The 26,010-nt window shown below is 69.3% G+C and carries 24 protein-coding genes and 1 CRISPR repeat array; of the genes, 17 read left to right on the top strand and 7 right to left on the bottom strand.

Annotation, left to right across the window (positions count from 1 at the left end; translation table 11 throughout):
* Position 1 precedes the first annotated feature (1 nt).
* Both B043_RS0110705 and B043_RS0110700 read right to left on the bottom strand, forming a co-directional pair.
* The gene (locus B043_RS0110705; RefSeq protein WP_016329589.1) at positions 2-1,675 is read right to left on the bottom strand and encodes an ABC-ATPase domain-containing protein; all 1,674 of its coding nucleotides are present in this window, start codon (positions 1,673-1,675) and stop codon (positions 2-4) included.
* Positions 1,676-1,679: 4 nt separating this feature from the next.
* A complete protein-coding gene (locus tag B043_RS0110700) occupies positions 1,680-2,999 on the bottom strand; it encodes an aminotransferase class III-fold pyridoxal phosphate-dependent enzyme (protein ID WP_016329590.1) in 1,320 nt (439 codons plus the stop codon).
* A gap of 440 nt (positions 3,000-3,439) precedes the next feature.
* A CRISPR array of direct repeats spans positions 3,440-3,864; the repeat unit is 36 nt; unit sequence GTTGCACGAGATGCTTCCCCGTCAGGGGATTGCGAC.
* Between the two features lie 81 nt (positions 3,865-3,945).
* Here B043_RS0110700 and B043_RS0110695 point away from each other — a divergent pair.
* The 5 genes from B043_RS0110695 to fdhF are packed head-to-tail and all read left to right on the top strand — an operon-like array spanning position 3,946 to position 9,966.
* Positions 3,946-4,809, top strand: coding sequence for a metal ABC transporter substrate-binding protein (locus B043_RS0110695; RefSeq protein WP_016329591.1), 864 nt, complete (start codon positions 3,946-3,948; stop codon positions 4,807-4,809).
* Between the two features lie 7 nt (positions 4,810-4,816).
* A complete protein-coding gene (galK, locus tag B043_RS0110690; RefSeq protein WP_016329592.1) occupies positions 4,817-5,860 on the top strand; it encodes a galactokinase in 1,044 nt (347 codons plus the stop codon).
* 9 nt (positions 5,861-5,869) lie between these two features.
* Positions 5,870-7,339 (top strand): NADH-ubiquinone oxidoreductase-F iron-sulfur binding region domain-containing protein, encoded by a 1,470-nt coding sequence (locus B043_RS0110685; protein WP_018461995.1) that lies wholly within the window; start codon positions 5,870-5,872, stop codon positions 7,337-7,339.
* A complete protein-coding gene (locus tag B043_RS0110680) occupies positions 7,329-7,925 on the top strand; it encodes a 2Fe-2S iron-sulfur cluster-binding protein (protein ID WP_016329594.1) in 597 nt (198 codons plus the stop codon). The genes B043_RS0110685 and B043_RS0110680 overlap by 11 nt, the downstream gene beginning before the upstream one ends.
* Position 7,926: 1 nt before the next feature.
* Complete coding sequence (gene fdhF / locus B043_RS0110675) at positions 7,927-9,966, top strand: formate dehydrogenase subunit alpha (protein WP_018461994.1); 2,040 nt, start codon at positions 7,927-7,929, stop codon at positions 9,964-9,966.
* Here fdhF and B043_RS0110670 read toward each other — a convergent pair.
* Entirely contained in the window at positions 9,963-11,039 is a 1,077-nt protein-coding gene (locus B043_RS0110670) for a TRAP transporter substrate-binding protein (protein ID WP_016329596.1), read from the bottom strand. The genes fdhF and B043_RS0110670 overlap by 4 nt on opposite strands.
* Positions 11,040-11,111: 72 nt before the next feature.
* Between B043_RS0110670 and B043_RS0110665 the strand changes: the two genes are divergently transcribed.
* Positions 11,112-11,678 (top strand): thioredoxin family protein, encoded by a 567-nt coding sequence (locus B043_RS0110665; RefSeq protein WP_016329597.1) that lies wholly within the window; start codon positions 11,112-11,114, stop codon positions 11,676-11,678.
* Between the two features lie 2 nt (positions 11,679-11,680).
* Here B043_RS0110665 and B043_RS0110660 read toward each other — a convergent pair whose 3' ends face one another.
* Complete coding sequence (locus B043_RS0110660; protein WP_018461993.1) at positions 11,681-11,890, bottom strand: hypothetical protein; 210 nt, start codon at positions 11,888-11,890, stop codon at positions 11,681-11,683.
* Between the two features lie 47 nt (positions 11,891-11,937).
* Between B043_RS0110660 and B043_RS0110655 the strand changes: the two genes are divergently transcribed.
* Together B043_RS0110655 and B043_RS12455 are read left to right on the top strand one after the other, a co-directional pair.
* Positions 11,938-12,870 (top strand): NAD-dependent epimerase/dehydratase family protein, encoded by a 933-nt coding sequence (locus B043_RS0110655; protein ID WP_018461992.1) that lies wholly within the window; start codon positions 11,938-11,940, stop codon positions 12,868-12,870.
* A 33-nt stretch (positions 12,871-12,903) separates the two neighbouring features.
* Complete coding sequence (locus tag B043_RS12455; RefSeq protein ID WP_018461991.1) at positions 12,904-13,968, top strand: SLAC1 family transporter; 1,065 nt, start codon at positions 12,904-12,906, stop codon at positions 13,966-13,968.
* On the opposite strand, the gene B043_RS0110645 is transcribed toward B043_RS12455, so the two are convergent.
* Positions 13,867-15,273 (bottom strand): lyase family protein, encoded by a 1,407-nt coding sequence (locus tag B043_RS0110645; RefSeq protein ID WP_018461990.1) that lies wholly within the window; start codon positions 15,271-15,273, stop codon positions 13,867-13,869. The two genes, B043_RS12455 and B043_RS0110645, sit on opposite strands and share 102 nt — an antisense overlap.
* 119 nt (positions 15,274-15,392) lie before the next feature.
* Here B043_RS0110645 and B043_RS0110640 point away from each other — a divergent pair, with 119 nt between their 5' ends.
* Genes B043_RS0110640 through B043_RS0110610 form a run of 7 tightly spaced genes read left to right on the top strand, consistent with a single transcriptional unit; the run spans position 15,393 to position 22,524 of the window.
* Positions 15,393-16,577, top strand: a complete 1,185-nt coding sequence (locus B043_RS0110640; protein ID WP_016329602.1) for an ABC transporter substrate-binding protein — start codon at positions 15,393-15,395, stop codon at positions 16,575-16,577.
* Complete coding sequence (locus tag B043_RS0110635) at positions 16,574-17,449, top strand: branched-chain amino acid ABC transporter permease (RefSeq protein WP_016329603.1); 876 nt, start codon at positions 16,574-16,576, stop codon at positions 17,447-17,449. Before B043_RS0110640 ends, B043_RS0110635 begins: the two co-directional genes overlap by 4 nt.
* Positions 17,449-18,228 carry an ABC transporter ATP-binding protein gene (locus B043_RS0110630; protein WP_016329604.1) on the top strand — a complete coding sequence of 260 codons (780 nt, stop codon included), beginning with the start codon at positions 17,449-17,451 and terminating at the stop codon, positions 18,226-18,228. The genes B043_RS0110635 and B043_RS0110630 overlap by 1 nt, the downstream gene beginning before the upstream one ends.
* The gene (locus tag B043_RS0110625; protein ID WP_026234243.1) at positions 18,219-18,968 is read left to right on the top strand and encodes an ABC transporter ATP-binding protein; all 750 of its coding nucleotides are present in this window, start codon (positions 18,219-18,221) and stop codon (positions 18,966-18,968) included. Before B043_RS0110630 ends, B043_RS0110625 begins: the two co-directional genes overlap by 10 nt.
* 9 nt (positions 18,969-18,977) lie before the next feature.
* The gene (locus B043_RS0110620) at positions 18,978-20,831 is read left to right on the top strand and encodes an AMP-binding protein (protein ID WP_016329606.1); all 1,854 of its coding nucleotides are present in this window, start codon (positions 18,978-18,980) and stop codon (positions 20,829-20,831) included.
* A gap of 1 nt (position 20,832) precedes the next feature.
* A complete protein-coding gene (locus tag B043_RS0110615; RefSeq protein WP_016329607.1) occupies positions 20,833-21,900 on the top strand; it encodes a branched-chain amino acid ABC transporter permease in 1,068 nt (355 codons plus the stop codon).
* Positions 21,901-21,933: 33 nt separating this feature from the next.
* A complete protein-coding gene (locus B043_RS0110610) occupies positions 21,934-22,524 on the top strand; it encodes a TIGR01440 family protein (RefSeq protein ID WP_016329608.1) in 591 nt (196 codons plus the stop codon).
* Here B043_RS0110610 and B043_RS0110605 read toward each other — a convergent pair.
* Positions 22,487-23,545 carry a pyridoxal-phosphate-dependent aminotransferase family protein gene (locus B043_RS0110605; protein WP_018461989.1) on the bottom strand — a complete coding sequence of 353 codons (1,059 nt, stop codon included), beginning with the start codon at positions 23,543-23,545 and terminating at the stop codon, positions 22,487-22,489. The two genes, B043_RS0110610 and B043_RS0110605, sit on opposite strands and share 38 nt — an antisense overlap.
* Before the next feature lie 23 nt (positions 23,546-23,568).
* On the opposite strand from B043_RS0110605, the gene B043_RS0110600 reads away from it, so the two are divergent.
* On the top strand, positions 23,569-24,390 hold the full coding sequence (locus B043_RS0110600) for a hypothetical protein (protein ID WP_016329610.1): 822 nt from the start codon (positions 23,569-23,571) through the stop codon (positions 24,388-24,390).
* Here B043_RS0110600 and mscL read toward each other — a convergent pair.
* The gene (gene mscL, locus B043_RS0110595) at positions 24,374-24,748 is read right to left on the bottom strand and encodes a large conductance mechanosensitive channel protein MscL (protein WP_016329611.1); all 375 of its coding nucleotides are present in this window, start codon (positions 24,746-24,748) and stop codon (positions 24,374-24,376) included. The two genes, B043_RS0110600 and mscL, sit on opposite strands and share 17 nt — an antisense overlap.
* Positions 24,749-24,875: 127 nt before the next feature.
* Between mscL and B043_RS0110590 the strand changes: the two genes are divergently transcribed.
* Positions 24,876-26,009 (top strand): ABC transporter ATP-binding protein, encoded by a 1,134-nt coding sequence (locus B043_RS0110590; RefSeq protein WP_016329612.1) that lies wholly within the window; start codon positions 24,876-24,878, stop codon positions 26,007-26,009.
* Position 26,010 lies beyond the last annotated feature (1 nt).

Below are 26,010 nucleotides of genomic sequence, written 5' to 3'. Positions count from 1 at the left end.
CCTACCCCTCTCCAGACACCTGCCGCACCTCGAGGCTCCTCAGCCGGTTCACCGCGGCGGCGAGCTCCAGGGGGCGCACCTCGGCGAGCTCCGGGGCCTCCTCCAGGAAGAAGAGGTCCTCCACCCCCGAAAGGGCGCGCTCCGCCAGGGCCTTCAGGGGGGTCTTCCCGTCCGAAAGGGCCTGGAGGCGCTTGAAAAGGGCCCCTAAGGCGCGCACCTGGGCCTCCTCAAAGAGGTCCAGGGCGGAGAGGTCCACCACCTCTTCCCCGAAGAGGAGCTCCCGCAGGCCCCGGCCCTTCACCCGTTCCTTCCGGCCCCGCCTGGGGTCAAAGCTTTCGGGGAGGGGGGCCCGGGGGACGACCCTAAGGGGGTAGCGGGGCTCGCCGAAGACCCGGCCCGTGGGGTGGGCCCGGGCCACCTCGCGGGCCTCGAGGGTGGCCTCCCTGGGCCGGTACCCCTCCATGAGGACCACGGTGTCCGCCAGCTCCAGGTAGTCCCCCACCCCTCCCACCACCAGGACCAGGCTCACCCCCAAAGCCTTCAGGTCCCCCACCCGGTCCAGAAGGGGGGTGAGGGTCTCCCGCCGGACCAGGGCCTGCATGCGGGCGTCCCGCACCAGGAGGTTGGTGGCCGAGGTGTCCTCGTCCAGGAAAAGGACCTCCGCCCCCATCTCCAGGGCCTCCAGAATCCCCGCGGCCAGGCTGGTGGAGCCCGAGGCGTCCTCCGTGGTGAAGAAGCGGGTGTCCTGGCCCAGGGGCAGGTCGTGGACGAAGGGCCTCAGGTCCACCCCCACCACGCTCCGCCCGTCCTCCGACTGGACCCGCTGCGCCCCCCTTCGGGTCACCACCCACTCCCGCCCATCCCCCGGGACGTGGGGGAAGACCCCGTGGACCAGGGCCTCGAGGAGGGTGGTCTTCCCGTGGAACCCGCCCCCGGTGATGAGGGTGAGCCCTTCAGGAAGGCCCATGCCAAAGACCTCCCCCCGGTGGGGGGTGCGGAAGGCCACCCGGAGGGAAGGAGGGCTCTCAAAGGGAATGGCCCCCTTGAGGGGCGCCTGGCTCACCCCGCTCTCCCGGGGAAGAACGCTTCCTTCCCCCACGAAGGCCACCAGGCCCCGCGCCTTTAAGGCCTCCTGGATGGCCCTATGGTCCTCCGCCTGGTGCACGTGGGCGAGAAGGGCCTTCCGGTCAAGCTCCGGGAGGAAGCCCCTCAAGGCCTCCCCCAGGGCGCGGAAAAGCCGCTCCGCCTCCCGCCCCAGGATGCGCCGCCCCGCCGCGGGAAGGCCCACCCGGAAGCGCAAGGAGAGGCCCTCGCCCAGATGGGCCCCCGCCCGCTTCAGCACCTTGGGGCTTTCCACCGCCACGCTCACCCGCCCCGAGGCCCCCGAGCCCCCCACGTGGGGCAGGGCCTTCAGACGGGCCTTAAGGCTCCTCAAGAGAAAGTCCTCCGCCGCCACCCGGCCCGCCTCGTTGGCGTAAACCCTATAGGGGCCCAGGGCCTCCTTGGGGTAGCGCACCTCCAGGACCGAGGGGGTGGCGAAGGGGTCCCCCTGCACGTGGACGAAGCGGAGAACGAACCCCTCCCCCACCCAGCTCCCCTTCAGGTCCTTATAGGCGGGGTAGGGGCGGCCTTCCAGCGTCCGGAGAAGGTCTAGAAGGTCCGCGTAGCGACGCACCCTCCTACCTTACAACCTCCGCCTCCACCCGCCTCAGGGCCCGGCCCAGGCGCTCCACCCCTTCCAGGAACTCCTCTTCGGTGATGGTGAGGGGCGGGGCCACCACCAGGAGGTTGTGCTTGGCGAGAAGGTACACCCCTTCCGCGAAGAGGGCCTTCAGGAGGGCCTGCATGGGGGGACTGAAGGGCGCGTGCCAGGGGGAAAGGGGTTCTTTGGTCTCCCGGTCCTGGACGAGCTCCACCCCGTAGAAGGCCCCCAGGCCCCGGACCTCCCCCACCCAGGGGTGGGCGAGGAGGGCGGAAAGGGCCTCGCGGAAGAAGGGCTCCATGCGCCTGGCCCGCTCAAAAAGCCCCTCCTCCTGGTAGGCCCGGAGGGCGGCGAGCCCCGCGGCCACCGCCAGGGGGTGGCCCGCGTAGGTGTGGCCCGTGGGCAGGGGGGTTTCGTCAAAGGCCTGGGCCAGGCCCTCCCGCACCAGCACCCCGCCCAGGGGCACGTAGGCCGAGGTCACCCCCTTGGCGAAGGTGATGAGGTCCGGTACCACCCCAAACCGCTCCGCGGCGAAGGCCGCCCCCACGCGGCCAAAGCCGGTCATGACCTCGTCAAAGACCAGGAGGATGCCGTAGCGGTCGCATATGGCCCGGACCCCTTCCAAGTACCCCTCGGGGTAGACGATGACCCCGTTGGACCCCACCACGGGCTCCAGGAAGATGGCCGCCACCCGCTTGGGGTCCTCGTGGAGGAGGACCCTTTCCAGGTGGTCCAGGGCCCTCTTCACCTCCTCCTTGGGATCTTCGGTGTAGAAGGGGCTCCGGTAGGGGTAGGGGGCGAAGAAGTGGACCACCCCAGGCATGGCGGGCTCCGCGGGCCAGCGCCGGTTCTCCCCCGTAAGCGCAGCGGAGCCCATGGTGGCCCCGTGGAAGGAGCGGTAGGCGGCGAGGATCTTAAACCGGCCCGTGAGGTGCCGGACAAACTTTATGGCGTCCTCGTTGGCCTCGGTGCCCGAGGGGGTGAAGAAGACCCGCGCCCCTTCCGGCCAGGGGGCAATCTCCGAAAGGGCCTGGGCGAGAAGGGCCCTTTTGTCGTGGAAGAGGCTCGGGGCGGCGTAGGCCAGGGTGGCCGCCTGCTCGCCGATGGCCTGGGCCACCTTGGGGTGGGCGTGCCCCAGGTTCACGGCCACCAGACCGCTGGAAAGGTCCAGGTAGCGCCGACCCCCCTGGTCCCAAAGCCAAACCCCTTCCCCCCGGACCACCAGGGGAGGGTCCAGGGGCTTCTGGGCCACCCAGGGGGTGAGGACGTGCTTCTTGTGGAGGGCCTTGAGGTCCATTTGGGCTGATTTTACCCCATAGAGCAACACGGAACCCCAAGCCAAGCCGCCCCGAACCCTAAGCGCCCGCTTCCCTAAAAACCCTTGACTTTCACAAAGGAAAGCTTTGGCCCTCAAAGGCAAAATCCGAATGTATTTTTTCCATTAAGGCCAAAATGTTCTCTCCGGGAGCGGCTTCTCACCACCCTTGACCTACCGAGTCCAACGCTGGTAGCATGTTTCCAAAGCCGGGCATCCGGCGGTGGATCTTGACAATCTAGTCTCGTTCAGCACGCAAGTATGCGCATTTGGATTCTCATCGCACCTTCCTCTGCGGCTTAAGCATGGGCCTAAACCTCGCAAAAAGCCCTTTATTCGCCTTATGTATATTCCAAGCTTCATCTTTCTCACAAACCCCCTTTCAGCAAGCCTGTCCAGGACGGGGCTCTTTAGGGGGTAGAGTTGCACGAGATGCTTCCCCGTCAGGGGATTGCGACTCCCGGGATACACGAGGATTGATGGCCCCAGGTTTTTACGTTGCACGAGATGCTTCCCCGTCAGGGGATTGCGACTTGACTTCTTTCCCGATTAGGTACATCTTTTTCCCCCTTTCCCGTTGCACGAGATGCTTCCCCGTCAGGGGATTGCGACCAGTCCCATTCGCTTTGCCTAGAGATTAGGGGCCTAGACTCATGTTGCACGAGATGCTTCCCCGTCAGGGGATTGCGACAATTGGAATCTTGAGCCGCGGTTTCTAACCATTGAGCTACTACGTGTTGCACGAGATGCTTCCCCGTCAGGGGATTGCGACCACGATTACCTCTTGGCCGATGGCCACTTGCTTGGCTGTGTTGCACGAGATGCTTCCCCGCAAGGGGATTGCGACGGAGGCACCCCCCCGGGCCGGCCCGGGGGTGCGGTCTTTAGGGGCTTGATTTTTTGCTGATAATGGTTTATCATTCTAAACATGAGCCGGGTTCTTGCCCTGCTGGTTCTGGCCTTTCTCCCCGCCCTAGCCCAGGTGCAGGTGGCCGCCACCACCCCCATCCTGGCGGACCTGGTGCGCCAGGTGGGGGGAGAGAGGGTGCGGGTGGCGGGCGTGGTCCCCCCGGGGGCCGACCCCCACACCTTTGAGCCCACCCCCTCCACCGCCAAGGCCCTGGCCCAGGCGAGGGTCCTCTTTGCCAACGGGCTGGGACTGGAACCCTTCCTGCCCAAGCTCCAGGCCCTCCTGCCCAAGGGGGCCCGGGTGGTGCGGCTTGGGGAGGGGGAAAAGGACCTGATCTGCGAGGAAGCCCATCGGGAGGACGGCCACGGGGAGGAGGAGCACGCCCACGGCCCCTGCGACCCCCACCTCTGGCTGGACCCCGCCTACGCCCTGCGCTACGCGGAAAAGATCGCCCAGGAGCTCACCCGGCTGGACCCCAAAGGGGAAGGGGCCTACCGGGCCAACCTGGCCCGCTTCCGGGAAGAGGTGGCCAAGCGGGACCGCGCCTATAGGGCCTGCGGGCTTAAAGGGGTGAAGGCCATCGCCCAGCACGATGCCTTCCGCTACTTCGCCCGGCGCTACGGCCTGGAGATCGTGGGGGTGCTTTCCAGCAGCAGCGCCCAGGAGGTGGGAAGCCGGGCCTTTTTGGCGCTGGTGGAAAAGGCCAAACGGGAAGGGGTGAAGCTCGTTTTGGCCGAACCCCAGTTCCGGGGCCAGGCCCTTAGGGCCCTGGCGGAGGCCACGGGGGCCCGGGTGGCCCTCCTCTACACGGACACCCTGGACGCCAAGGTCCCCACCTACCTGGCCCTTTTGGACCACAACCTGAAGGCCCTTTGCCCATAATGGAGGCATGGGCTTTCAAGAGGTCTTCGGCGCACCCCCAGAGGCCAGCGCCCAGGCCCCGGGCCGGGTGAACCTCCTAGGGGAGCACACGGACTACCAGGAAGGCTACGTCCTCCCCACCCCCCTCCCCTACTTCACCCGGGTGGAGGTGGGCCGGGCGGAGGGCCGAGTGGAGGCCTACAGCGAAACCCTCAAGGAGCTGAGGGCCAGGCCCCTAGGGGGAGGCCCCCAGGGGGACTTCCTGGACTACCTCCTGGGGGTGGTCTGGGCCCTGAGGGAGGCGGGGCACCGGGTGGAGGGGGCTAGGTTTTACATCCGGAGCGACCTCCCCATGGGGGCGGGGCTTTCCAGCTCCGCCGCCCTCGAGGTGGCGGCCCTCAAGGCCCTACGGGCCCTCCACCGCCTGCCCCTTTCCGACCAGGAGGTGGCCCTCCTGGCCCGGAAGGCCGAGGCGGAGTACGTGGGCGTGCGGTGCGGGATCATGGACCAGATGGCGGCCAGCCTGGGCCAGGTGGGCCAGGCCCTTTTCCTGGACACCCGCACCCTGGCCCACGAGAACCTGCCCCTGCCCCCGGGGGTGCGGGTGGCGGTCCTGGACCTGGGGCTTGGGCGGCGGCTTTCCGAGTCCGGCTACAACGAGAGGCGGAAGGAGGCGGAGGAGGCGGCCAGGCGGCTTGGGGTGAAGGCCCTGAGGGACGTGGCCGACCTTTGCATGGTGGAAAGCCTTCCCCCTCCCCTGGACCGCCGGGCCCGGCACATCGTGGGGGAGAACCTGAGGGTCCTGAGGGGGGTGGAGGCCCTTAGGCGGGGGGATGCCCGGGCTTTTGGCGAGCTCATGACCCAAAGCCACCGCTCCCTCTCCCGGGACTACGAGGTGAGCCTCCCGGAGCTGGACGCCCTGGTGGAGGAGGCCCTTAAGGCCGGGGCCTTTGGGGCCAAGCTCACGGGGGCCGGGTTTGGGGGGGCGGTGGTGGCCCTGGTGGCGGAAGGCCTTTACCCAGGCTTCCGCGAGGCCCTTCTCGCCCGCTTCCCCAGCCTGCGCATCCTTTAAGCTGAGGGTATGGAAAAACCGGGCCTCCTTCCCCTCCTGGACGCCCGCCTTCCCCTCACGGAGGAGGGCGTGGCCGAGGCCGCCCGCCTGGCGGGGGTGAGCCTGGCCCAGGCCTGGGGGGTGGTGCGCTACTACCCGCGGTATGGGGAGGTGCGGGAGGGGCGCTATCTGGTGGACGACCCCGTGGCCCGGGCCCGGGGGATTGGGAGCCTCCTGGAGGGCACGGTGGGCACCCATCCCCCCTTGGGCCTCGAGGCCCTGGCCCCGGCCTACGTGCGGGTGGAGGGGGAAGAGCGGTGGGTGGAGGTGGGGGGGCGGGCCGAGCCCTTCGCCACCTTCCGCCTCCCCTTCGCCCTGGGCCACGGGCGGAAGCTCCTCCCGCCGGAGCCCACGGACACCCTCGAGGCCTACCGGGCCCAGGGGGGGCTTAGGGCCCTGGAGGCCGCCCGCAAAGGGGACCTCACCCCGGAGGCCCTCCTAAAGGCGGTGGAGGAGGCGGGGCTTCTGGGCCGGGGCGGGGCCGCCTTCCCCACCCACCTGAAGCTCCGGGCCGTGGCCCGGGGGGAGGCCCCCCGCTACCTGGTGGCGAACGGGGACGAGTCCGAGCCCGGCAACTTCAAGGACCGCTTCCTCCTGGAGCACCACCCCTTCCTGGTCCTGGAAGGGGCCCTCCTGGCGGGCTTTGCCGTGGGGGCCAGCCGGGTCTACCTCTACATCCGGGAGGAGTTCCAGGCGGCCATCCGGGGGCTTAAGGAGGCCATAGGCGCCCTGGAGGAGGCGGGGCTGCTCCTGGTCCCCACGGAGGTCTTCCAAAGCGGGGGGCTTTACATCTGCGGGGAGGAGACGGCCCTTTTGGAGTCCATGGAGGGCCGGCGGGCCGAGCCCCGCCTGAAGCCCCCCTTCCCGGTGGAAAAGGGGCTTTGGGGCAGGCCCACCGCGGTGCAGAACGTGGAGACCCTGGCCGCCATCCCCCGCATCCTGGAGGGCCTCGAGGCCTGGCGGAGGGAGGAGCCCAAGCTCTTCTCCATCAGCGGGGACGTGGCCGCCCCCGGGCTTTACGAGCTCCCCCTGGGCACCCCCTTGGGGGAGGCCCTGAGGCGGGCCGGGGGGGAGCCGGAAGGCTTGAAGGCCGTTCTCCTGGGGGGCGCGGCGGGGGTCTTCACCCGGGACTTCGCCTTCCCCTTGCGCTACCGGGAACGGCTCCCCTTGGGGGCGGGGGCGGTGGTGGCCTTCGGGGAGGGGGTGGACCTCTGGGCGGTGCTGGAGGGCCTGGCCCACTTTTTCCAGGAGGAGTCCTGCGGCAAGTGCTTCCCCTGCCCCTTAGGAACAACGGTCCAGCTCGCCCTGGTCCAAAGGCGGGTGCGGGATGCCCGGCTGGTGGAGGACCTTGCGAGCACCCTAAAGGGAAGCCTCTGCGGGCTGGGCCAGTCCGCCTACTGGGCCTACCGGAGCCTACTGGAGGTGGAAGGTGCGGCTTAAGGTGGACGGGAAGGAAATGGAGGCCCGGGAAGGGGCGCTCCTTTTAGAGCTGGTGCAGGTCCCCACCCTCTGCCACCACCCCCACACGGAAACCCGGGGGCTCTGCCGCCTCTGTTTGGTGGAGGTGGACGGCCGTCTAAGCCCCGCCTGCGCCACGGAGGCCCGGGAGGGGATGGAGGTATGGAGCGACACCCCGGGGCTACGGGCCCTCAGGAAAACCCTCCTGGAGTGGCTCCTCCTCACCACCGACCTCAGCCTGGCCCCGGAGCTCCAGGCCCTGGCCTTGGCCCTCGAGGCCGAGCCCGGACGCTGGGGCGAGGTGCCGGGCCGGAAGGGGCGGGAGGCCATAGAGGATAACCCCTTTTTCCTCCGGGACTACGCCAAGTGCGTGAACTGCCGCCGCTGCGTGGACGCCTGCGGGGACGGGATCATGGGGGTCTACGCCCTCACCCTGACGGGGAGGGGCCTTCTCGCCCACCCCACCACCCCCTTGGACCGCCCCCTGCCGGAAACCCCCTGCGTCTTCTGCGGCAACTGCGTCCAGGTCTGCCCCACAGGGGCCTTAAGGCCCCTTACGGAGGTCTAAGATGCGCACCACCTGCCCCTACTGCGGCGTGGGCTGCCAGCTGGAGCCCGAGGTGCGGGCGGGCCGGGTGGTCCGGGTCCTGGCCCCGGACCTCCCCCCCAACCACGGGGCCCTGTGCGTGAAGGGCCGCTTCGGCCTGGACTTCCCCTTCTCCGGGAAGCGCCTCCTTTACCCCATGCTCCGGGAGCGGAAGGGGGCCCCCTTAAGGCGGGTGAGCTGGGAGGAGGCCCTGGACTTCGCCGCGCACCGGCTTCACGAAACCCTAAAGGCCCACGGCCCCGAGGCCCTGGCGGTCTTCCCCTCCGCCAAGACCACCAACGAGGAGGTCTACCTGGCACAGAAGCTGGCCCGGGTGCTCCTTTCCACCCACAACGTGGACCACTGCTCGAGGCTCTGCCACTCCTCCAGCACCGCGGCCCTAAGCCGCGCCCTGGGCGGGGCCAGCATGACCAACCCCCTGGAGGATATCTGGAAGACCGACCTCTTCCTGGTGGTGGGCTCCAACACCACGGAAACCCACCCGGTCATCGCCGCCATGATCAAGAAGCGGGTGCGCCAGGGGGCGAGGATGATCGTGGTGGACCCCCGGTACACGGGGATGGCCGAGGCCGCCACCCTGTGGCTCCGGGTGCGCCCGGGCACCGACCTCTTCCTCCTCAACGCCATGGCCCGGGTGGTGGTGGAGGAGGGGCTTTGGAACCGGGCCTACGTGGAGGAGCGCACGGAGGGCTTCCAGGCCTGGGCGGAAAGCCTCGCCCCCTACACCCTGGAACGGGCGGAGGAGGTCACAGGGGTGCCGGGGGAGCGGATCCGGGAGGCCGCCCGCCTCTACGCCACCACGGAGCGGGCCGGGGCCTACTGGGCCATGGGGGTCACCCAGCACACCAAGGGCACGGCCACCGCCCAGGCCCTGGTGAACCTGGCCCTGGCCACGGGCAAGGTGGGCCGGGAAGGGGCGGGGCTCAACCCCTTGCGGGGCCAGAACAACGTCCAGGGGGCGGGGGACATGGGGGCCCTGCCCGACGTCCTCCCCGGCTACGCCAAGGTGGCGGAGGAGGAGGCAAGGAGGCGGTTTGAGGCCTTCTGGGGCGTCCCCCTAAGCCCTAAGCCGGGCCTGCGCATGACGGAGGTCTTTGAGGCCATCCCCGAGGTGAAGGCCATCTACCTCATCGGGGAAGACCCCATGACCTCCGAGCCCTTCCAGGACCACACCAAGGCCCAGCTGGAGGCCCTCCCCTTCCTCATCGTCCAGGACATCCTGGAGAACGAGACCACCCCCTTCGCGGACGTGGTCTTCCCCGCGGCCAGCTTCCTGGAAAAGGAGGGGACCTTCACCAACACCGACCGCCGGGTCCAGCGGGTGCGGCGGGTCCTGGACCCCCCGGGGGAGGCCCGGCCCGACTGGTGGATCACCCGGGAGCTGGGGCGGAGGCTCGCCGCCCTCAGCGGCCGCCCCTGGCCCCTCCACGAAGGCCCCGAGGCCATCTGGGAGGAGATCCGGCGGGCCCTCCCCGGGATGATGGGGGGGATCAGCTACCGCAGGCTGGAGAAGGAAGGGGTGCGCTGGCCCTGCCCCTCCGAGGACCACCCGGGGGAGGCGGTGCTCTTCCGGGAACGCTTCAACACCCCCTCGGGCCGGGCCCGCTTCTTCCCCGTGGACTACACCCCCCCGGCGGAGACCCCCGACGAGGCCTACCCCCTCACCCTCTCCACGGGCCGGGTCCTCTTCCACTGGCACGGGGGAACCTTGAGCCGGAACAGCCGCCTCGAGGCCGCCTACCCCGAGCTCAAGGTGGAGGTGAACCCCCGGGACGCCGCCCGGCTGGGCATCGCGGACGGCGAGCGGGTTTTCGTGGTGAGCCGCCGGGGACGGATCCAGGCCCGGGCCTGGGTGACGGACCGCACCCCCGAGGGCGTGGTCTACGCCCCCTTCCACTTCGCGGAGGCCCCCGCCAACCGCCTCACCCAAGACGCCCTGGACCCCATCAGCCGCATCCCGGAGTACAAGGTGAGCGCCGTGCGGCTGGAGAAGCTGGACTAGAGGCTGGGGAAGGCGAAGGTCTCGTAGCCCAGCTCGGCCACCGCGAACCAGCGGTACTGCTCCCCTCGGAAGGCCCAGTAGGCGCCGTAGATCTTGCGGTAGGTGGCGTCCTTGGCCGCCTGCTCCTCGTAAAGGGCCCGGGCCTCCTCCAGGGCCTTTTTCATGATCTCCGCGGGCCACTTCCGGAGGCGGACCCCGGCCTTCAGGAGGCGGTCTAGGGCCCCCGGGTTCTGCGCGTCGTACTTGGCCATCATGGTGAGGTTGACCTCGGCCGCGGCCACCTGGAAGGCCTCCTGGAACTCCTTGGGCAGGCGTTGCCACTCCCTTAGGGAAACCAGGAAGGAAAGCTGGGCGGAGGGCTCCCAGAAGGAGGGGTAGTAGTAGTACCGGGCCACCTTGTAAAAGCCCAGCTTCTCGTCGTCGTAGGGCCCGGAGAACTCCGTGGCGTCAATGGTGCCCCGCTCCAGCGCGGGGTAGATGTCCCCCGCGGCCAGGGTCTGGGGCACCACGCCAAGCCGCCCCATCACCAGCCCCCCAAGGCCGGGGATGCGCATCCTGAGGCCCCTTAGGTCGGAAAGGGCCTTGATCTCCTTGCGGAACCAACCCCCCATCTGGGCCCCGGTGTTCCCCCCGGGGAACTGGATCACCCCGAAGTCGGCGTAAAGCCCCCGGAGGAGTTCCAGCCCGCCCCCGAAGAGCATCCAGGCGTTGTGCTGGCGGTAGGTCATGCCGAAGGGCACGCCCCCGTCAAAGGCCAGGGCCGGGTTCTTCCCCACGTAGAAGGGCCCGTAGGTGTGCCCGGCCTCCACCGTGCCCTGCTGCACCGCGTCCAGCACCTGCCCCCCGGGCACGATCTCCCCCGCCTGGTAGACCCGGATCTGGAACCGCCCCCCCGTGAGCTCCGCCACCCGGGCCGCCAGGTCCTCCGCGCCCCCGTAGAGGGTGTCCAGGCTCCGGGGGTAGCTCGAGGCCAGGCGCCAGCGCACCTGCGGGCTCGCCTGGGCCCGCGCCCCAAAGAACGCGCTCGCCACCACCCCCACGCCCACCTTGGCCAGAAAGCGCCGCCTTTCCATAACCCCTCCTTTGGCCAAGGATTATACCCTCCACCCTTGCCCTCCAGGCCTCCTTCTCGGTAGCATGGGGCCATGCTCCAGTACCCCGAGCTTCCCTTGGAAAGCCCCCTCATCGACGTGGAGCTCCCCGACCCCCGGGGGGGCCGGTACCGGCTTTCCCAGTTCACGGAGCCCCTCTTGGCCGTGGTCTTCATGTGCAACCACTGCCCCTACGTGAAGGGCTCCATCCGGGAGCTGGTGCAGCTGGCCGAGAGCTACCGGGGGCAGGTGGCCTTCGTGGGGATCAACCCCAACGACTGGGAGCGCTACCCCGAGGACAGCCCCGAAGGCATGGTGGCCTTCGCCAAGGAGCACGGCATCTTCTTCCCCTACCTGGTGGACGAAACCCAGGAGGTGGCCAAGGCCTACCGGGCCACCCGTACCCCCGAGGTCTTCCTCTTTGACGAGAGGCGCCTCCTGCGCTACCATGGCCGGATCAACGACAACCCCAAGTTCCCCGACCAGGTGCAAAGCCACGACCTCAAAGCGGCCATAGAGGCCCTTCTCCAGGGGCAGGACCCCCCCCTGAAGGAGGCCCCCGCCCTGGGCTGCAGCATCAAGTGGCGGCCCGGAAACGAGCCTGAAGTAAAGATCGGCTAGCCTTAGCGGCGCTGGCGCCAAAGCCCCTTCCTGGGGTCAAAGGGGCAGGCGCGGAAGGCCACCCTTGGGCAGTGGCGGCGCCCCAGGCGAACCTCTTCTGCTAAGGACCTCGGCATGCCGCAGGCCGGGCAGGGGGGGTTCGGCCTTCCCAGGCCCCTAAGCAGAAAAAGTACCAAAAAGATCAGAAGGGCTAGGAAGAAAAGGGGCTCCACATGCCCATTCTATTGACCGGGAGCCTGAGAAAAGGTAGGCTTTCCCCATGCGCGTTCTCGTCACGGGCGGAGCGGGGTTCATCGGCAGCCACATCGTGGAGGACCTGCTAAAGGCGGGCCTCGAGGTGGCGGTGCTGGACAACCTCTCCACGGGCAAGCGGGAAAACCTCCCCCAGGGGGTGGCCTTCTACGAGGCGGACCTAAGGGACCGGGAAGCGCTGGAAGGGGTCTTCCAGGACTTCCGCCCCACCCACCTCTCCCACCAGGCGGCCCAGGCCTCGGTGAAGGTGAGCGTGGAAGACCCCCTTCTGGACTTCGCCGTGAACCTGGTGGGGGGCCTGAACCTCCTGGAGCTCGCCCGGAAGTACGGGGTGGAGAAGCTGGTCTTCGCCTCCACCGGGGGGGCCATCTACGGGGAGGTGCCGGAGGGGGAGGCCGCGGAGGAGACCTGGCCCCCCAAGCCCAAAAGCCCCTACGCGGCCAGCAAGGCCTCCTTTGAACACTACCTCTCCGCCTACGGGCAGAACTACGGGCTCAGGTGGGCCTCCCTGCGCTACGGCAACGTCTACGGCCCCCGGCAGGACCCCCACGGGGAGGCCGGGGTGGTGGCCATCTTCGCGGAGCGGGTCCTCAAGGGGGAGCCCGTAACCCTCTACGCCCGCAAGACCCCGGGGGACGAAGGGTGCGTGAGGGACTACATCTACGTGGGGGACGTGGTGGCGGCGCACCGGCTTGCCCTCCTTTCCCTGGAAGGGGTCTACAACGTGGGCACCGGGGAGGGCCGGACCACCCTGGAAGTCCTCCAGGCCGTGGCCGAGGCCGCCGGGCGGACCCCCGAGGTGCGCCCCGCCCCCCCACGCCCCGGAGACCTGGAACGGAGCGTCCTCTCCCCCGCCAAGCTCATGGCCCACGGCTGGCGGCCCAAGGTGGACTTCCGGGAGGGCATCCGCAAAACGGTGGAGAGCTTCCGGGCTCCTTGACATACCCCACCCCCCTATCTGAAGATGGGGGGTATGCGGAGCCTGGCCGCCTTTAACCCCAGCTGGTTCGCCGCGGTGATGGGCGGAAGCGGGGTGGCCTTGGCCCTTAAGGCCTTCGGCTTCCCCCTCCTGGCCCAAGCGGCGTACGCCCTGGCCCTTTTCTGGTTCCTCCTCAGCCTGGCCTTCTTCCTGGGGAAGCTCCTCCGCCACCCGCAAAGGGTCTGGCAGGACCTCCACCACCCCCTCCTTTCCCAGATGCACGCCACCTTCCCCCTGGCCTTCCTCCTCCTCTCCCTGGCCACCCAGGGGCTCTACCCCGGCTGGACGGGCCTCGCCCTGGGGCTTTACCTGGTGGGGGCCTTCCTCGTCCTCCTCATGAGCCTCCTCATCGGCTTTCTCACGGTGAGCCGCCTGCGCCTGCCCCTGGAAAGCGCCAACGGGACCTGGTTCATCCCCCCGGTGTCCAGCCTGGTGGTGCCCCTGGCGGGGGGCGGCCTCCTTACCGCCCTCGGGCCCTGGGCCCGGGAGGCCTTCCACCTGAACCTCCTCTTCCTAGGCCTCGGCCTGGTCCTCTTCCTCTGGGTGGGGGCCAACCTCTTCGGCCGCCTTTACGCCCACGAACGGCCCGCCCACGAGCTCATCCCCAGCCTCTTCGTGGGCCTGGCCCCCGTGGGGGTGGGGGTGCTGGCCCCCTTGCGCCTCTTTGAGGGGGCGGAAAAGGCGGGCCTGATGCCCTTCCCAGAAGGGCTTTACCTCCTGGGGACGGCCCTCTTGGGGCTTGGGGGGTGGTGGTTCCTCCTGGCCCTGGCCCTCCTCCTGGAAAGCCTTCTCCTGCACCGGGTGCGGATAGGGTTTAACCCCGGGCTTTGGGGCCTGGTCTTTCCCCTGGCCGCCCTCACCCTGGCGGCTAGGGCCTTGGGGGAGGGCCTGGGAAGCGGGGTCTTCCAGGTCTTGGCCTGGGGGCTTTTCCTGGTGCTTTTGGTCTTCTACCTGCCCCTAGCCTACCTCACCCTCCTGGCCTTCCTCCGCCTGCGGGTCCTCCAGGCCCCGGGCCAGGAGAAACCGGGCGGCGCGCACCCGGGCCCTAAGGGCGCCTAGGCGCTTTTGGTCCTCCTTTAGGCGCCGTTCCGCCTCCGAAAGGGCTTCCGCCCGCGCCCTCGGCCCTGCCCCGCCCAAGACCTCCCGGCGGGCGAAGAAGCCCTCGAGGCTCATCCAGTGGAGAAGCTCCTCCCGCTCCACCCCTAGGGTCTCCGGGCGCACCCCGGGCAGGGCGGCCTTCACCCGGGCGTAGGCCTCCCGGAGGGGAAGCCCTTTCCGCACCAGGAGGTCCACCGCCTCCGAGGCCATGACCTCGGGGGAAAGCTCGGAAAGGAGCCGCTCTTCCACAAACTGGCTCTCCTCCAGGGCCACCCAAAGCAGCTCCAAAGCCCCTTCCCCCGCCTCCAGGAGCTCCGACAAAGGCTCCAGGACCCCGGTGGAGTGGTCGTTCAGGTCGGTGAAGGGGGTGTTGTGGTTGAGGGCGAGAAGGGTGCCCACCCCCCCAAGGAGCCGGGCCGCGTAGATGCGGGCGTGCTCCAGGACCACGGGGTTGCGCTTCTGGGGCATGAAGCTGGAGCCCTGGGCCAGGCTCTCCCCCACCAAAAAGGCCCCCGCCTCCGCCCAGCGGAGGAGGTCCGTGGCCAGGCGGGTGAGGCTCGTCCCCAGTAGGGCCAAGGCGGCGGCCAGCTCCAGGGCGTAGTCCCCCGAGGCCACCGCGTCCAGGGTGTGCTCCACCGGCCCCGCAAAGCCCAGGAGGTGGGCGAGCCGCCTCCGGTCCACGGGGTAGGGGTTTCCGGCCAGGGCGCTGGCCCCCAAGGGGGAGCGGTCCACCCCGGAAAGGGCCCGGAAAAGCCGCTCCGTATCCCGGGCGAGGAGGGCCTCCACCCCCAGGAGGTAGTGGTCCAGGGTGGTGGGCTGGGCGGGGCGGTGGTGGGTGGAGAGGACCAAAGGCACCCCGAAGTGGCCCCGGGCCCGCGCGAGGAGCGCTTTGCGGAGCCTCAGGAGGTCCCCCAGGAGGAGCAGGGCGCGGTCCTTGAGGTACGCCCGGAACACCGTGAGGTCCAGGTCGTTCCGGCTCAGGCCCCGGCGCAGGGCCCCCGCCACCTCCTCCCCCCAGTGCTCCAGGAGCTGGGCCTCTATGGAGAAGAAGGCGTCCTCCACCTCCCCCGTGAAGCTCGGCAGGGGCAGGGTCCTGAGCTCCCTCAGGGCGGCCACCGCCTCTTTGGCATGGGGCACGCCCAGGCGGGAAAGCTCCAGGGCGTAGGCGGTGAGGGCATCAAAGAAGTGGGGGACGAGGGCCTCCCGGGCAAAGCGGTAGTGCCGGGCCAGGACCCAGCGGCGGAACACCCGGTGCCAGCGGGCCATGGCCCCATGCTACGCCCTTCCCTCGAGGGCGCGGGGCCCCTACCAACCGTCCGGTAACCCCCTTGCCAAAACCCGGGCCTCCTGGTAGGCTTGGGGCCAAAAGGAGAAAGGAGGCTTCCATGAAGCGCAGGGAGTTTTTGCAGAAGGTGGGTGTGGGTTCGCTTTTAGGTCTAGGCATGCCCTTCTTCGCCCGGGCCCAGGCCCGGCCGGTGAAGATCGCCACCCTCCTCCCCCTCACCGGGCCCTTCGCCTTCGCGGGGAACGCGGGGCGGGAGGGGTTCGTGGACGGGGTGGAGTACGTGAACGAGGTCCAGGGGGGCATCGCCGGCCGCAGGCTGGAGCTCATCGTGGAGGACACGGGCTACGACGTGGCCAAGGGCACCGCGGCCTTCAACCGGGTGCTGAGCCGGGAGCGGCCCGACGAGCTCCTTTTCGTCTACGGGGACTCCACCGGGCTTTCCAAGGCCCTGGCCCCGGAGATCGCCCGGCTGGCCCTGCCCTACTCCGCCACCAGCTTCGCCAGCGAGCTCGCGGACCCCAAGACCTACCCCACCATCTTCGTCTTCGGCCCCACCTACAACGACATGATGGAGGCCCTGCTCCGCCAGATCCGCCTGGAGAAGGCCCGGGCCCGCATCGCCCTGGTGTACTCCAACACCGAGTTCGGCCGCGACCCCATCCCCTACGCCAAGGAGCGGGCCAAGGCCCTGGGCATGGAGGTGGTCCACGAGGAGGTCACCCCCCCCGCCTTCACCGACGCCACCCCCATCGCCCTAAACCTCCGCCGGGCCAACCCCGACTTCGTCATCCTCCAGGGCTACGCCCTTTCCGCCGAGCCCCTCATCCTGAGGGCCGCGCGGGAGCAGGGGCTTAGGGCCAAGTTCATGGGCACCTACTACTCCGCCGAGCTCGCCCTCATCCAGCGGGCGGGCCCGGCGGCGGAGGGCTTCACCGTCACCTACCACAACGCCTACTGGTACGACACCCTGGTGCCCATCGTGGACGAGATGCGGAAGTTCCGCCAACGGAAGGGCCGGGACCTCTCCTACCGCCCCACCTACTACATGGGGAGCCTGGGGGTGGTGCTGGCGGTGGCTGAGGCCCTGCGCCGGGCCGCGGGGGCCGGCAAGCTCACCCGCGCGGGGCTGGTGGAGTACCTGGAGAAGCTGGAGGACTACAACGGCCTGGGCCTGCAGCGGAGCTACCGCTTCGTGAACCACCGCCTGCCCTACACCAAGCTTTACCGGGCCAACGTGGCCAAGGGCCGGTTTGACGCCATCACGGACTGGCTCACCCTGGCATGACCGACCTCTTCCCCTACCTCATCGGGGGGCTCACCAACGGGGCGCTCTACGGGCTTTTGGCCCTGGGCTTCGTCCTGGTCTACCGGGCCACCAGCGTGGTGAACTTCGCCATCGGGGAGTTCCTCCTGGTGGGGGCCTACCTCACCTACACCCTAAGCCTTTTCCTGCCCCTCCTTCCGGCCCTCCTCCTGGCCCTGCCCCCCGCCTTCCTCTTCGGGCTCCTGGTGGAGCGGGGGTTCGTGCGCCCGCTCCTCGGGCGGAACGTGGTGGCGGTGATCATGGCCACCATCGGCCTGGCCGCGGTGCTGGACGGGGGCACCCAGCTCGTCTGGGGCCCCGACCTCAAGTACCTCCCCACGGGCCTTCCGGAGCTGGGGTTTGAGGCGGGGGGGGTGTTCGTGCCCTCGAGGGCCGTCTGGAACCTCCTCCTGGCCCTGCCCGTGGGGCTTCTGCTCCTCTACCTCCTCAGGCGAAGCCGCTACGGGGTCCTGGTGCGGGCCATCTCCGAGCGGGAGGTGGCCGCCCTGGCCCTTGGCATCCCCACGGCCCGCATCCTGGCCGCGGTCTGGGGGCTTTCCGCCCTCCTCGCCACCCTGGCGGGGGCCCTTCTGGCCGCGGCCAGCGGGGTGGGGTACAACCTGGTCTTCTTCGGCCTCAAGGTCTTCCCCGTGGCCATCCTGGGGGGGCTGGACTCCGTGGGGGGGGCGCTGGTGGCGGGGTTCCTCTTAGGGGTGCTGGAGGCCCTTTCCCAGCGCTACCTGGAGCCGGTCCTCCCCGGCTTCACCGAGGCCCTGCCCTTCCTGGTGGTCCTCCTGGTCCTCCTGGTGCGGCCCTACGGGCTTTTCGGACAGCGCGAGATTGAGAGAGTGTGATGGAGCTCCTGGTGGAAAACCTCAAGGCGGTCTACCGGGGGGTGATCCTGGCCCTGGACGGGGTGTCCCTCAGGGTGGGCCCGGGGGAGGCGGTGGCCCTTCTCGGGCCCAACGGGGCCGGGAAGAGCACCCTGGTGCGGGCGGTGGCCGGGCTCCTACCCAAGTTTGAAGGCCGGGTCCTGGACGGCCACATCCGCCTGAACGGCCAGGAGGCCACCCACCTGGACCCGGTCCGGCTCTCCGCCTTAGGGCTCACCGCCCTCCTGGAGGGCCGGCCCATCTTCCGCCACCTCACCCCCTTGGAGAACCTGGTGGCCGCGGGCCACCGCCTCTCCCCCAAGGCGCTTAAAGAGGGCATAGAGGAGGTCTTCGCCCGCTTCCCCCGCCTTTTTGAGCGCAGGAACGAGCAGGCGGGCTACCTCTCGGGCGGGGAGCAGCAGATGCTCCTCCTCGGCATGGCCCTCCTCACGGAGCCCAAGCTCCTGGTGGTGGACGAGCCCTCCTTGGGCCTTGCGCCTAAGCTGGTGGCGGAGGTCATGGCCACCCTGGACGCCCTAAGGCGGGAAAAGGGGCTAAGCCTCCTCCTCGTGGAGCAAAACGCCCGGGCCGCTTTGGGGGTGGTGGACCGGGTCTACGTGCTGGAGCGGGGCCGGGTGGTCTTTGAGGGGGACGCCAAGGCGGCCATGGCGGACCAGGACGTGATGGAGTTCTACCTGGGCAAGGACGTGGTGGGCTTCCGCGAGGCCAAGCGCTACCGGAGGAGGAAGCGGTGGGTGTGATCCTGGAAGCCAAAGACCTCCACCTTTCCTTCCGAGGGGTGAAGGCCCTAAACGGAGTCTCCTTCCGGGTGGAGGAAGGGGCTTTCTACGCGGTCATCGGCCCGAACGGGGCCGGAAAGACCACCCTCCTCAACGTCCTTTCCGGGGTCTACGAGCCGGAGCGGGGGGAGGTGGCCTTCTTGGGGCAAAGCCTCAAGGGGAAAAGCCCCCAGGAACGGGCCCGGATGGGGCTTGGGCGCACCTTCCAGGGCCTCGAGCTCTTCCGGGGGATGAGCGTCCTGGACAACGTGAAGCTGGGGGCGGAGCTGGCCCTTTCCGTCTACCCCATGGGCCTGCCCCGGGCGGAGCGGGAGTGGGCCCTGCGCGCTTGGGCGGAGGAGGTCCTGGACTACCTCCACCTCTCCCCCTACCGCCACGCGCCAGCAGGCATGCTCCCCTACGGGCTCCAGAAAAGGGTGGAGGTGGCCCGGGCCCTGGCCGGGCGGCCCAAACTCCTCCTCCTGGACGAGCCCATGGCGGGGCTCGCCCTGGAGGAGAAGCAGGACCTGGCCCGCTTCCTTCTGGACGCCCGGCTGGAGTGGGGGGTTACCCTCCTTTGGGTGGAGCACGACCTAAGGGCGGTGCTGGAGCTATCCGACCGGGTGCTCGTCCTCTCCTACGGGGAGGTCCTCTACGAGGGCCCCCCGGAAGGGGTGAGGGAAGACCCCAAGGTGGCCGAGGCCTACTTAGGGCAAGCCTAGAGGTGGCGCGTGAAGGGAACGCTTCTGGAATATCTCCATCGTAACGCGGAGACCCAGCCCCACGCCCCCGCCCTCCGGGTGAAGCGGCTTGGGGTCTGGCAGAAGACCTCCTGGAGGGCGCTTTGGGAGAAGGTCTTGGGCCTGGCCGCGGGGCTTAGGGCGTTAGGGCTTAGAGAGGGGGAGGTCCTGGCCATCCTGGGCCACAACGCCCCCGAGTGGGTGGAGGCGGAGCTCGCGGCCCAGGCCCTGGGGGCCCTCCCCATGGGCATCTACGCCGACGCCATGCCCGAGGAGGTGGGCTACTTCCTGGAGTTCACCGGGGCCAGGGGCATCGTGGTCTCGGACGAGGAGCAGCTGGACAAGGTCTACCCCCACCTGCACCTTTTGGACTTCGTCCTGGTGTGGGAGGAGGCGGGGATGAGCCGCCACTTCCGGGGGAAGGTCAGGCGCTTCAGCGAGGCCTTCCTGGACCCCAAGGAGGCCCTCCCCCACGTGGCGAAGCGCCGCCCGGAGGAGACGGCCCTCCTCGCCCCCACCTCGGGCACCACGGGGCGGAGCAAGCTGGCCATGCTCTCCCACCAAAACCTCATCGCCGGCCACCTGGCCCTCAGGGAGGCCCTGGGCTTCCAGAAGGGGGCTTGGGTCTTCAGCTACCTCCCCCTCCCCTGGATCGGGGAGCAGATGCTCACCGTGGTCCAGGCCCTCCTCGAGGGCTCGGTGGTCCACTTCCCCGAAGACCCCTTGACCCTCCGGGAGGACCTCAAGGAGGTCCAGCCCGACTTCTTCCTGGCCCCCCCCAGGCTTTGGGAGGACATGGCGAGCCTGGTGCAAAGCCGCATGGCGGACGCGGACCCCCTTAAGGCCTTCTTCTTTCGGGCGGGGATGGCGGCCCTCCTGGAGGGGGCCAGGCGGGAGTTCAGGGGGGAAAAGGTGGGGCCTTGGCTGGAGTTGAAGCGGGCCCTCTTCTACCCCCTCATCGCGAGGCCCCTCCGGGCCCGGCTCGGCCTTGCCGCCTGCCGCATCGCGGTGACGGGGGGGGCGCCCTTGGGCCCCGAGGTCTTCACCTTCTTCCGCGCCCTGGGGGTGGACATCCGCCAGGTCTACGGCCAGTCGGAGACCGCCGCGGCCACCACCGCCCACCGCACGGGGGACGCCCCCCCGGAGACCGTGGGCCCCCCCCTGCCGGGGACGGAGGTACGCTTGAGCGAGGAGGGGGAGATCCTGGTACGGGGGCCCCAGGTCTTCCAGGGCTACTTCAAGGGGGAAAAGGCCACGGAGGAGGCCTTCACCGAGGACGGCTTCCTGCGCACGGGGGACGCGGGGGCGCTGGACGAGCGGGGCCACCTCATCGTCCTCGGGCGGGTGAAGGAGGTGGGGGCCCTCCTGGACGGGACCCGGTTCGCCCCCCAGTTCCTGGAAAACCGCCTGAAGTACTCCCCCTACATCCGCGAGGCCATCGTCCTCGGCCACGGGAAGCCCTACGTCACCGCCCTCATAGAGATAGACCCCGAGAACGTCCAGAACTGGGCCCGGCGCCGGGGCATCCCCTTCACCACCTACCTCTCCCTCACGGAGCGCCCCGAGGTGCGCGCGCTCATCGCCGAGGAGATCCGCATGGTGAACCGGACCCTTCCCGAGAAGCTCCGCATCCAGCGCTTCGCCATCCTGCCCAAGGAGCTCCACCCCGACGACGAGGAGATCACCCGCACCCGCAAGGTGCGCCGCCAGGTGGTGGAGGCCCGCTACGCCCCCGTGCTCCAGGCCCTCTACGGGGAGGGCGGGCGGGTGGAGGTCACCCTCCCCATCCGCTACCTCGAGGGCGAGGGCCGGCTGGAGGCGAGCCTCGAGGTCCAGGAGGTCTAGGATGTACGCCCTCTCCAAGCGCCTCACCGATGGCTTCAGCCGCCGTTTTGCCCGGGCGGTGCGGGAAACCTACCGGGAGGACGAGGCCTACGCCAGCACCCCCTTGGGGCGGCTCGCCCTTCTCGGCTTCCTTCTCCTCCTCTTCCTCCTCCCCCTCCTCCTCGGGCCCTACCCCATGTACGTCCTCACCCTGGTGGCCATCGGGGCCCTAAGCGCCCTGGGCCTCCACCTCCTGGTGGGGGGGGCGGGGCAGATCTCCTTGGGCCACGCGGCCTTCATGGGGGTGGGGGCCTACACCGCAAGCCACCTCTTTGGGCCCCTTGCCCCCTTGGGGGTGCTCCTCGGGGGGGCGCTTTCCGCCCTCCTCGGCCTCCTCCTCGGCCTCCCCTCCTTGAGGATCAAGGGGGTGTACCTGGCCATCGCCACCCTGGCCTTCCAGTTCCTGGCGGACTACGCCTTCAAGAACTGGGAGGCGGCCACGGGGGGGATCCGGGGCCGCACCCTGCCCCCGGCGGAGCTTCTGGGCTTCTCCCTGGGAAACGCGGAAAGCCTTTGGTACCTGGTCCTCCTCTTCGCCCTGCCCCTTTTCTTCTACGGCAAGCGCCTCCTCTCCACCCGCGCGGGGCGGGCCTTCCGGGCGGTGCGGGACAACGACCTCTCCGCCCGGGTGGCGGGGGTGGACCTGGTGCGGACCAAGCTCTTCGCCTTCGCCCTTTCCGCCTTCTACGCGGGGGTGGCGGGGGGCCTCCTGGCCAACCTCTACAAGGCCGTGACCCCGGAGTACTTCCCCCTTTCCGTGAGCATCCAGTACCTGGCCATGGTCATCGTGGGCGGGGCGGGGACGGTCCTGGGGGCGGTGCTCGGGGCCTTTTTCGTCCTCCTCATCCCCGAGGTGCTGAATAGCTTCGTGGGCGCCCTCGGGCCCCAGTACGCGGCGGCCCTGGCCGCCTGGCGGAACGTGGTCTTCGGCCTCCTCATCCTCCTCTTCCTCATCCTGGAACCCTTGGGCCTGGTGGGGCTTTGGGGGAGGGTAAGGGACTACTTCCGCACCTGGCCCCTCCCCTACTAGGCCTAAGAACAAAGGCGGGGCTAAGCTTGGGGTATGGAAGGCATCCGCAAGCAGGCGGAAGGGGCCATCCGGGAGTTCCTGGAGCTCTTCCCCATGCCCAAGGGAAGCCTCTTCGTCCTCGGGGGGTCCACCAGCGAGGTCCTGGGGGAAAAGGTGGGGACGAGGCCCAGCCTCGAGGCCGCAGAGGCCATCCTGGAGGGCCTCCTCCCCCCCCTTCTGGAGCGGGGGGTGTGGGTGGCGGTGCAGGGGTGCGAGCACCTGAACCGGGCCCTGGTGGTGGAAAGGCAGGCGGCCTTGGCCTATGGCCTGGAGGAGGTCACGGTCTTCCCCCACCCCAAGGCCGGGGGGAGCCTGGCCACGGTGGCCTTCCTCCGCTTCCAGGACCCGGTGATGGTGGCCTCCCTAAGGGCCCAGGCCCACGGGGGGATGGACATCGGGGGGGTCCTCATCGGGATGCACCTCCGCCCGGTGGCCGTGCCCCTACGGCTTTCCGTGCGAAGGATTGGGGAGGCGGTGCTCCTCGCCGCCAAAACCCGCCCGCCCCTCATCGGGGGAGGGCGGGCGGTCTACACCCGGGAGGAGATGCTTAGGAAGGTGGAAGAATATCGGCAAGGGCTTCCCTGAAAAGGGCCGCCACCCCTAGGGCCTCGTAGCGGGTGTAGTGGCCCATGAGGGAGAGGCGGAAGATCCGGCCCTTTAAGGGCCCCTGCCCCCCGGCGATCACCGCGCCCCGCCGGGCGAAGGCCTCCTTCACCCTTCCATAGGGCACCCCTTCGGGCAGGTAAAAGGCGGCCACCGCGGGGCTTCTCACCTCGGGCACCGCCCTTAGCCCAAGCTCCTCCCCCACCCGGTAGAGGAGGTCGTTCTGCCAGGCCTTGAGGGCCAGGTGCTCCTCTAGGCGGGGCAGGATCTCCTCCAGCACCGCGGCCACCGCCCCCACCAGGTTGATGGCCGGGGTCCAGGCGCTCTCCCCTTCCCGTTGGGCCCTAAGCTCCCGGGTGAGGTCCAGGTAGTAGCCCGCTGGGCGCAAGGCCTCCAGGGCCCTGGGCGAAAGGGCCACGAAGCCCAGGCCCGGGGGGCACATGAGGCCCTTCTGGCTCCCCGAGGCGGCCGCGTCCACCCCAAACGCCTCCAGGGCCACCTCTTTCACCAGGAGGCTCGTGACCATGTCCGCCCCCACCAGGCCCTCGGGGTTTTCCGCCTTGAAGGCCTGGGCCAGGGCGGGAAGGTCCACGAGGGCCCCGGTGGAGGTCTCGGAGTGGACAAGGAGGAGGCCCCGGTAGCCCCCCTTGGCCACGTCCTCCGGGCGGGGGACCCGGCCGTAGGGGTAGTCCAGCCGGTCCACGGAAAGCCCCGCGGCCTCGGCGATCTCCCAAAAGCGCTCGGAGAACTTGCCGTAGACCGGGACCAAGACCCTTTCTCCGGGGGCGAAGAGCCCCCGCACCAAAGCCTCCATGGCCAGGGTGCCGCTTCCCGTGAGGAGGAGGACCTCCCCTTCCGTGCGGAAGGCCGCCTTGAGGAGGGTCCGCGCCCGCAGGAAAAGGGCCCGGGCGGGCTCCGTGCGGTGGTGGAGCTGGGGCCGGGCCAGGGCCTCCAGGGCCTTGGGGTGGAGCCGCACGGGGCCAGGGGTGAGGAGCCAGTCCATGGGAAAAGTGTATCGTATACCCCGTGCGCCTCGCCCTGCGCTTCCGGGCCCTCGAGGCCGGCGTCCACACCCTCCCCCTGCCCCAGGAGGCCCCGGGGCAGCGGGTGGAGGACCTCTTCCTCTCCCGAAAGCCCCTGGAGGTCTACGAGGCCCGGGGGAACCTCTTCGGGCGCTTCCCCCTGGAGGCCGGGGAGGTCCTGGAGGTCCGCTTCCGGCTGGCCCCCACCCCCCTCCGCGAAACCCCGCCCTGGCGGGAGGCCCTCCTAAAGGAGCCCCCCGAGGCCTGGCCCGGTATCCTCGCCCACCGGGGCCACCGGGTGGAACGGGCCCTGGGGTTCCTCCTTTCGGGCAGGCCCCACGCCTGGTACCTGGTGGACGGCCTTCCCCTGGACCCAAACCTCTTCCAGGCCCTCAAGGAGGACCCGGCCCACCTCCTCCCCTTAGGGGTGGCCCCCAGGCCCGAGGCCTACCTGGGCGGGCACGAGGGGAGGAGGCTCCTCCTCTTCCGGGGCCCCTGGCCGGGAGAGGAAAGCCTCCCCTGGGGGGAGCTAAGGGCCCTGGGCCCAGACCCCCTGCCCCCGGCCCGCGCCTTGGCCCTTGGCGCCCTGGGGCTTTCCGCCTTAGGGGTGGGCACCGGCCCTTGGCCCTACCTCCCCTACCTGGCCCTCCTCCTCCTGCGCCAGGGGCCCGCCTTTAGGGAGCTCTTGCTCCAGGCCCCCACGAGGGCCCTGGAGATCCCCCTCTTCCACGCCTTCGCCCTTTCCGTAACCCTAGACCCCAGGCCGGAGCTCGGCCTGGGGTTCTTGGGCCTCTTTTTCTGGAACCGGCTTAAGCCCTCTTCCTGAGCTCCTTCAGGATCTCCCTAAGGAGCCGGACCTCCTCCGGCGGGGGCGGGGGCGCGGCCTGGGCTTCCTCCTTCTTCAAGCGGCGGCTCACCTCCTGCATGGGCACCACCACCAGGAAGTAGATGGCCGCGGCCACCACCACGAAGTTCACCAGGGCGTTGATAAACTTCCCCAACGCCATAGGCCCGAGCTTGATGGCGGAAAAATCGGGCGCGCCCCCCAGGGCCCCAATGAGGGGGGTGAGGACGTCCGCCACCAGGGAGTTCACCACCTGGCCGAAGGCCCCGCCGATGACCACCGCCACCGCCAGGTCCACCACGTTGCCCCGCATGAGGAAATCCTTGAATCCCTTTAGCATCTCCCACCTCCGCAGAACACCCTAAAGCAATTGTGTGAAAGTTTTGTAAAAAAAGCCCCTATATAATAGCCGAGAACCCCCGATGGGCGCAAGGGTGCTCAAAGCGCGGGGTCATGAGGAGGACGGTATGGCCAAGGTCAGGCTGGAGCACGTGTGGAAGCGCTTCGGCAAGGTGGTGGCGGTCAAGGACTTCAACCTGGAGACGGAGGACGGGGAGTTCGTAGTCTTCGTGGGGCCTTCGGGCTGCGGGAAGACCACCACCTTGCGCATGATCGCCGGGCTGGAGGAGATCTCCGAGGGCCGGATCTACATCGGCGACCGCCTGGTGAACGACGTCCCCCCCAAGGACCGGGACATCGCCATGGTCTTCCAGAACTACGCCCTCTACCCCCACATGAACGTCTACGAGAACATGGCCTTCGGCCTCCGCCTCCGCCGCTACCCCAAGGACGAGATTGACCGCAGGGTGAAGGAGGCGGCCCGGATCCTGAAGATCGAGCACCTCCTAAACCGCAAGCCCCGGGAGCTTTCCGGCGGGCAGCGGCAGCGGGTGGCCATGGGCCGGGCCATCGTGCGGGAGCCCAAGGTCTTCCTCATGGACGAACCCCTTTCCAACCTGGACGCCAAGCTCCGGGTGGAGATGCGGGCGGAGATCGCCAAGCTCCAGCGCCGGCTTGGGGTCACCACCATCTACGTGACCCACGACCAGGTGGAGGCCATGACCCTGGGCCACCGCATCGTGGTCATGAAGGACGGGGAGGTCCAGCAGGTGGACACCCCTCTAAACCTCTACGACTTCCCCGCCAACCGCTTCGTGGCGGGCTTCATCGGAAGCCCCTCCATGAACTTCATCAAGGCCCGGGTGGAGCTCCAGGGGGAAAGGGCCTACCTGGTGGCCCCCGGCTTCCGCCTCCGCACCAACCCCATCCTGGGCGAGGCCCTCAGGCCCTACGGGGGCAAGGAGGTGTGGCTGGGGGTGAGGCCCGAGCACCTGGGGCTTAAGGGCTACACGGTCATCCCCGAGGAGGAGAACGTCCTCCGGGGGGAGGTGGAGGTGGTGGAGCCTTTGGGGGCGGAGACGGAGATCCACGTGAGCGTGGACGGCACCCTCCTGGTGGCCAAGGTGGACGGGCACGCCCCGGTGCGGGTGGGGGACAAGGTGGAGCTCCTGGCCGACCTCTCCCGCCTCCACGCCTTTGACCCGGAGACGGAGAAGGCCATCGGCCACGCCCAGGAAAGGGCGGCCGTCCGGTCCTTATGAT

The sequence above is a fragment of the Thermus oshimai DSM 12092 genome (assembly GCF_000373145.1).
Taxonomy (GTDB): Bacteria; Deinococcota; Deinococci; order Deinococcales; family Thermaceae; genus Thermus; species Thermus oshimai.
This window is presented reverse-complemented; position numbering and strand designations above follow the sequence as displayed.

Excerpts from the sequence above, each read along its gene's own strand:
- B043_RS0110630 (WP_016329604.1), top strand. The coding sequence starts at position 17,449 with ATGGAGCTCCTGGTGGAAAACCTCAAGGCGGTCTACCGGGGGGTGATC.
- B043_RS0110615 (WP_016329607.1), top strand. The coding sequence starts at position 20,833 with ATGTACGCCCTCTCCAAGCGCCTCACCGATGGCTTCAGCCGCCGTTTT.
- B043_RS0110610 (WP_016329608.1), top strand. The coding sequence starts at position 21,934 with ATGGAAGGCATCCGCAAGCAGGCGGAAGGGGCCATCCGGGAGTTCCTG.
- mscL (WP_016329611.1), bottom strand. The coding sequence starts at position 24,748 with ATGCTAAAGGGATTCAAGGATTTCCTCATGCGGGGCAACGTGGTGGAC.
- B043_RS0110640 (WP_016329602.1), top strand. The coding sequence starts at position 15,393 with ATGAAGCGCAGGGAGTTTTTGCAGAAGGTGGGTGTGGGTTCGCTTTTA.
- B043_RS12455 (WP_018461991.1), top strand. The coding sequence starts at position 12,904 with ATGCGGAGCCTGGCCGCCTTTAACCCCAGCTGGTTCGCCGCGGTGATG.
- B043_RS0110655 (WP_018461992.1), top strand. The coding sequence starts at position 11,938 with ATGCGCGTTCTCGTCACGGGCGGAGCGGGGTTCATCGGCAGCCACATC.
- B043_RS0110590 (WP_016329612.1), top strand. The coding sequence starts at position 24,876 with ATGGCCAAGGTCAGGCTGGAGCACGTGTGGAAGCGCTTCGGCAAGGTG.
- B043_RS0110700 (WP_016329590.1), bottom strand. The coding sequence starts at position 2,999 with ATGGACCTCAAGGCCCTCCACAAGAAGCACGTCCTCACCCCCTGGGTG.
- B043_RS0110635 (WP_016329603.1), top strand. The coding sequence starts at position 16,574 with ATGACCGACCTCTTCCCCTACCTCATCGGGGGGCTCACCAACGGGGCG.
- B043_RS0110670 (WP_016329596.1), bottom strand. The coding sequence starts at position 11,039 with ATGGAAAGGCGGCGCTTTCTGGCCAAGGTGGGCGTGGGGGTGGTGGCG.
- B043_RS0110645 (WP_018461990.1), bottom strand. The coding sequence starts at position 15,273 with ATGGCCCGCTGGCACCGGGTGTTCCGCCGCTGGGTCCTGGCCCGGCAC.
- B043_RS0110695 (WP_016329591.1), top strand. The coding sequence starts at position 3,946 with ATGAGCCGGGTTCTTGCCCTGCTGGTTCTGGCCTTTCTCCCCGCCCTA.
- galK (WP_016329592.1), top strand. The coding sequence starts at position 4,817 with ATGGGCTTTCAAGAGGTCTTCGGCGCACCCCCAGAGGCCAGCGCCCAG.
- B043_RS0110605 (WP_018461989.1), bottom strand. The coding sequence starts at position 23,545 with ATGGACTGGCTCCTCACCCCTGGCCCCGTGCGGCTCCACCCCAAGGCC.
- B043_RS0110685 (WP_018461995.1), top strand. The coding sequence starts at position 5,870 with ATGGAAAAACCGGGCCTCCTTCCCCTCCTGGACGCCCGCCTTCCCCTC.
- B043_RS0110665 (WP_016329597.1), top strand. The coding sequence starts at position 11,112 with ATGCTCCAGTACCCCGAGCTTCCCTTGGAAAGCCCCCTCATCGACGTG.
- fdhF (WP_018461994.1), top strand. The coding sequence starts at position 7,927 with ATGCGCACCACCTGCCCCTACTGCGGCGTGGGCTGCCAGCTGGAGCCC.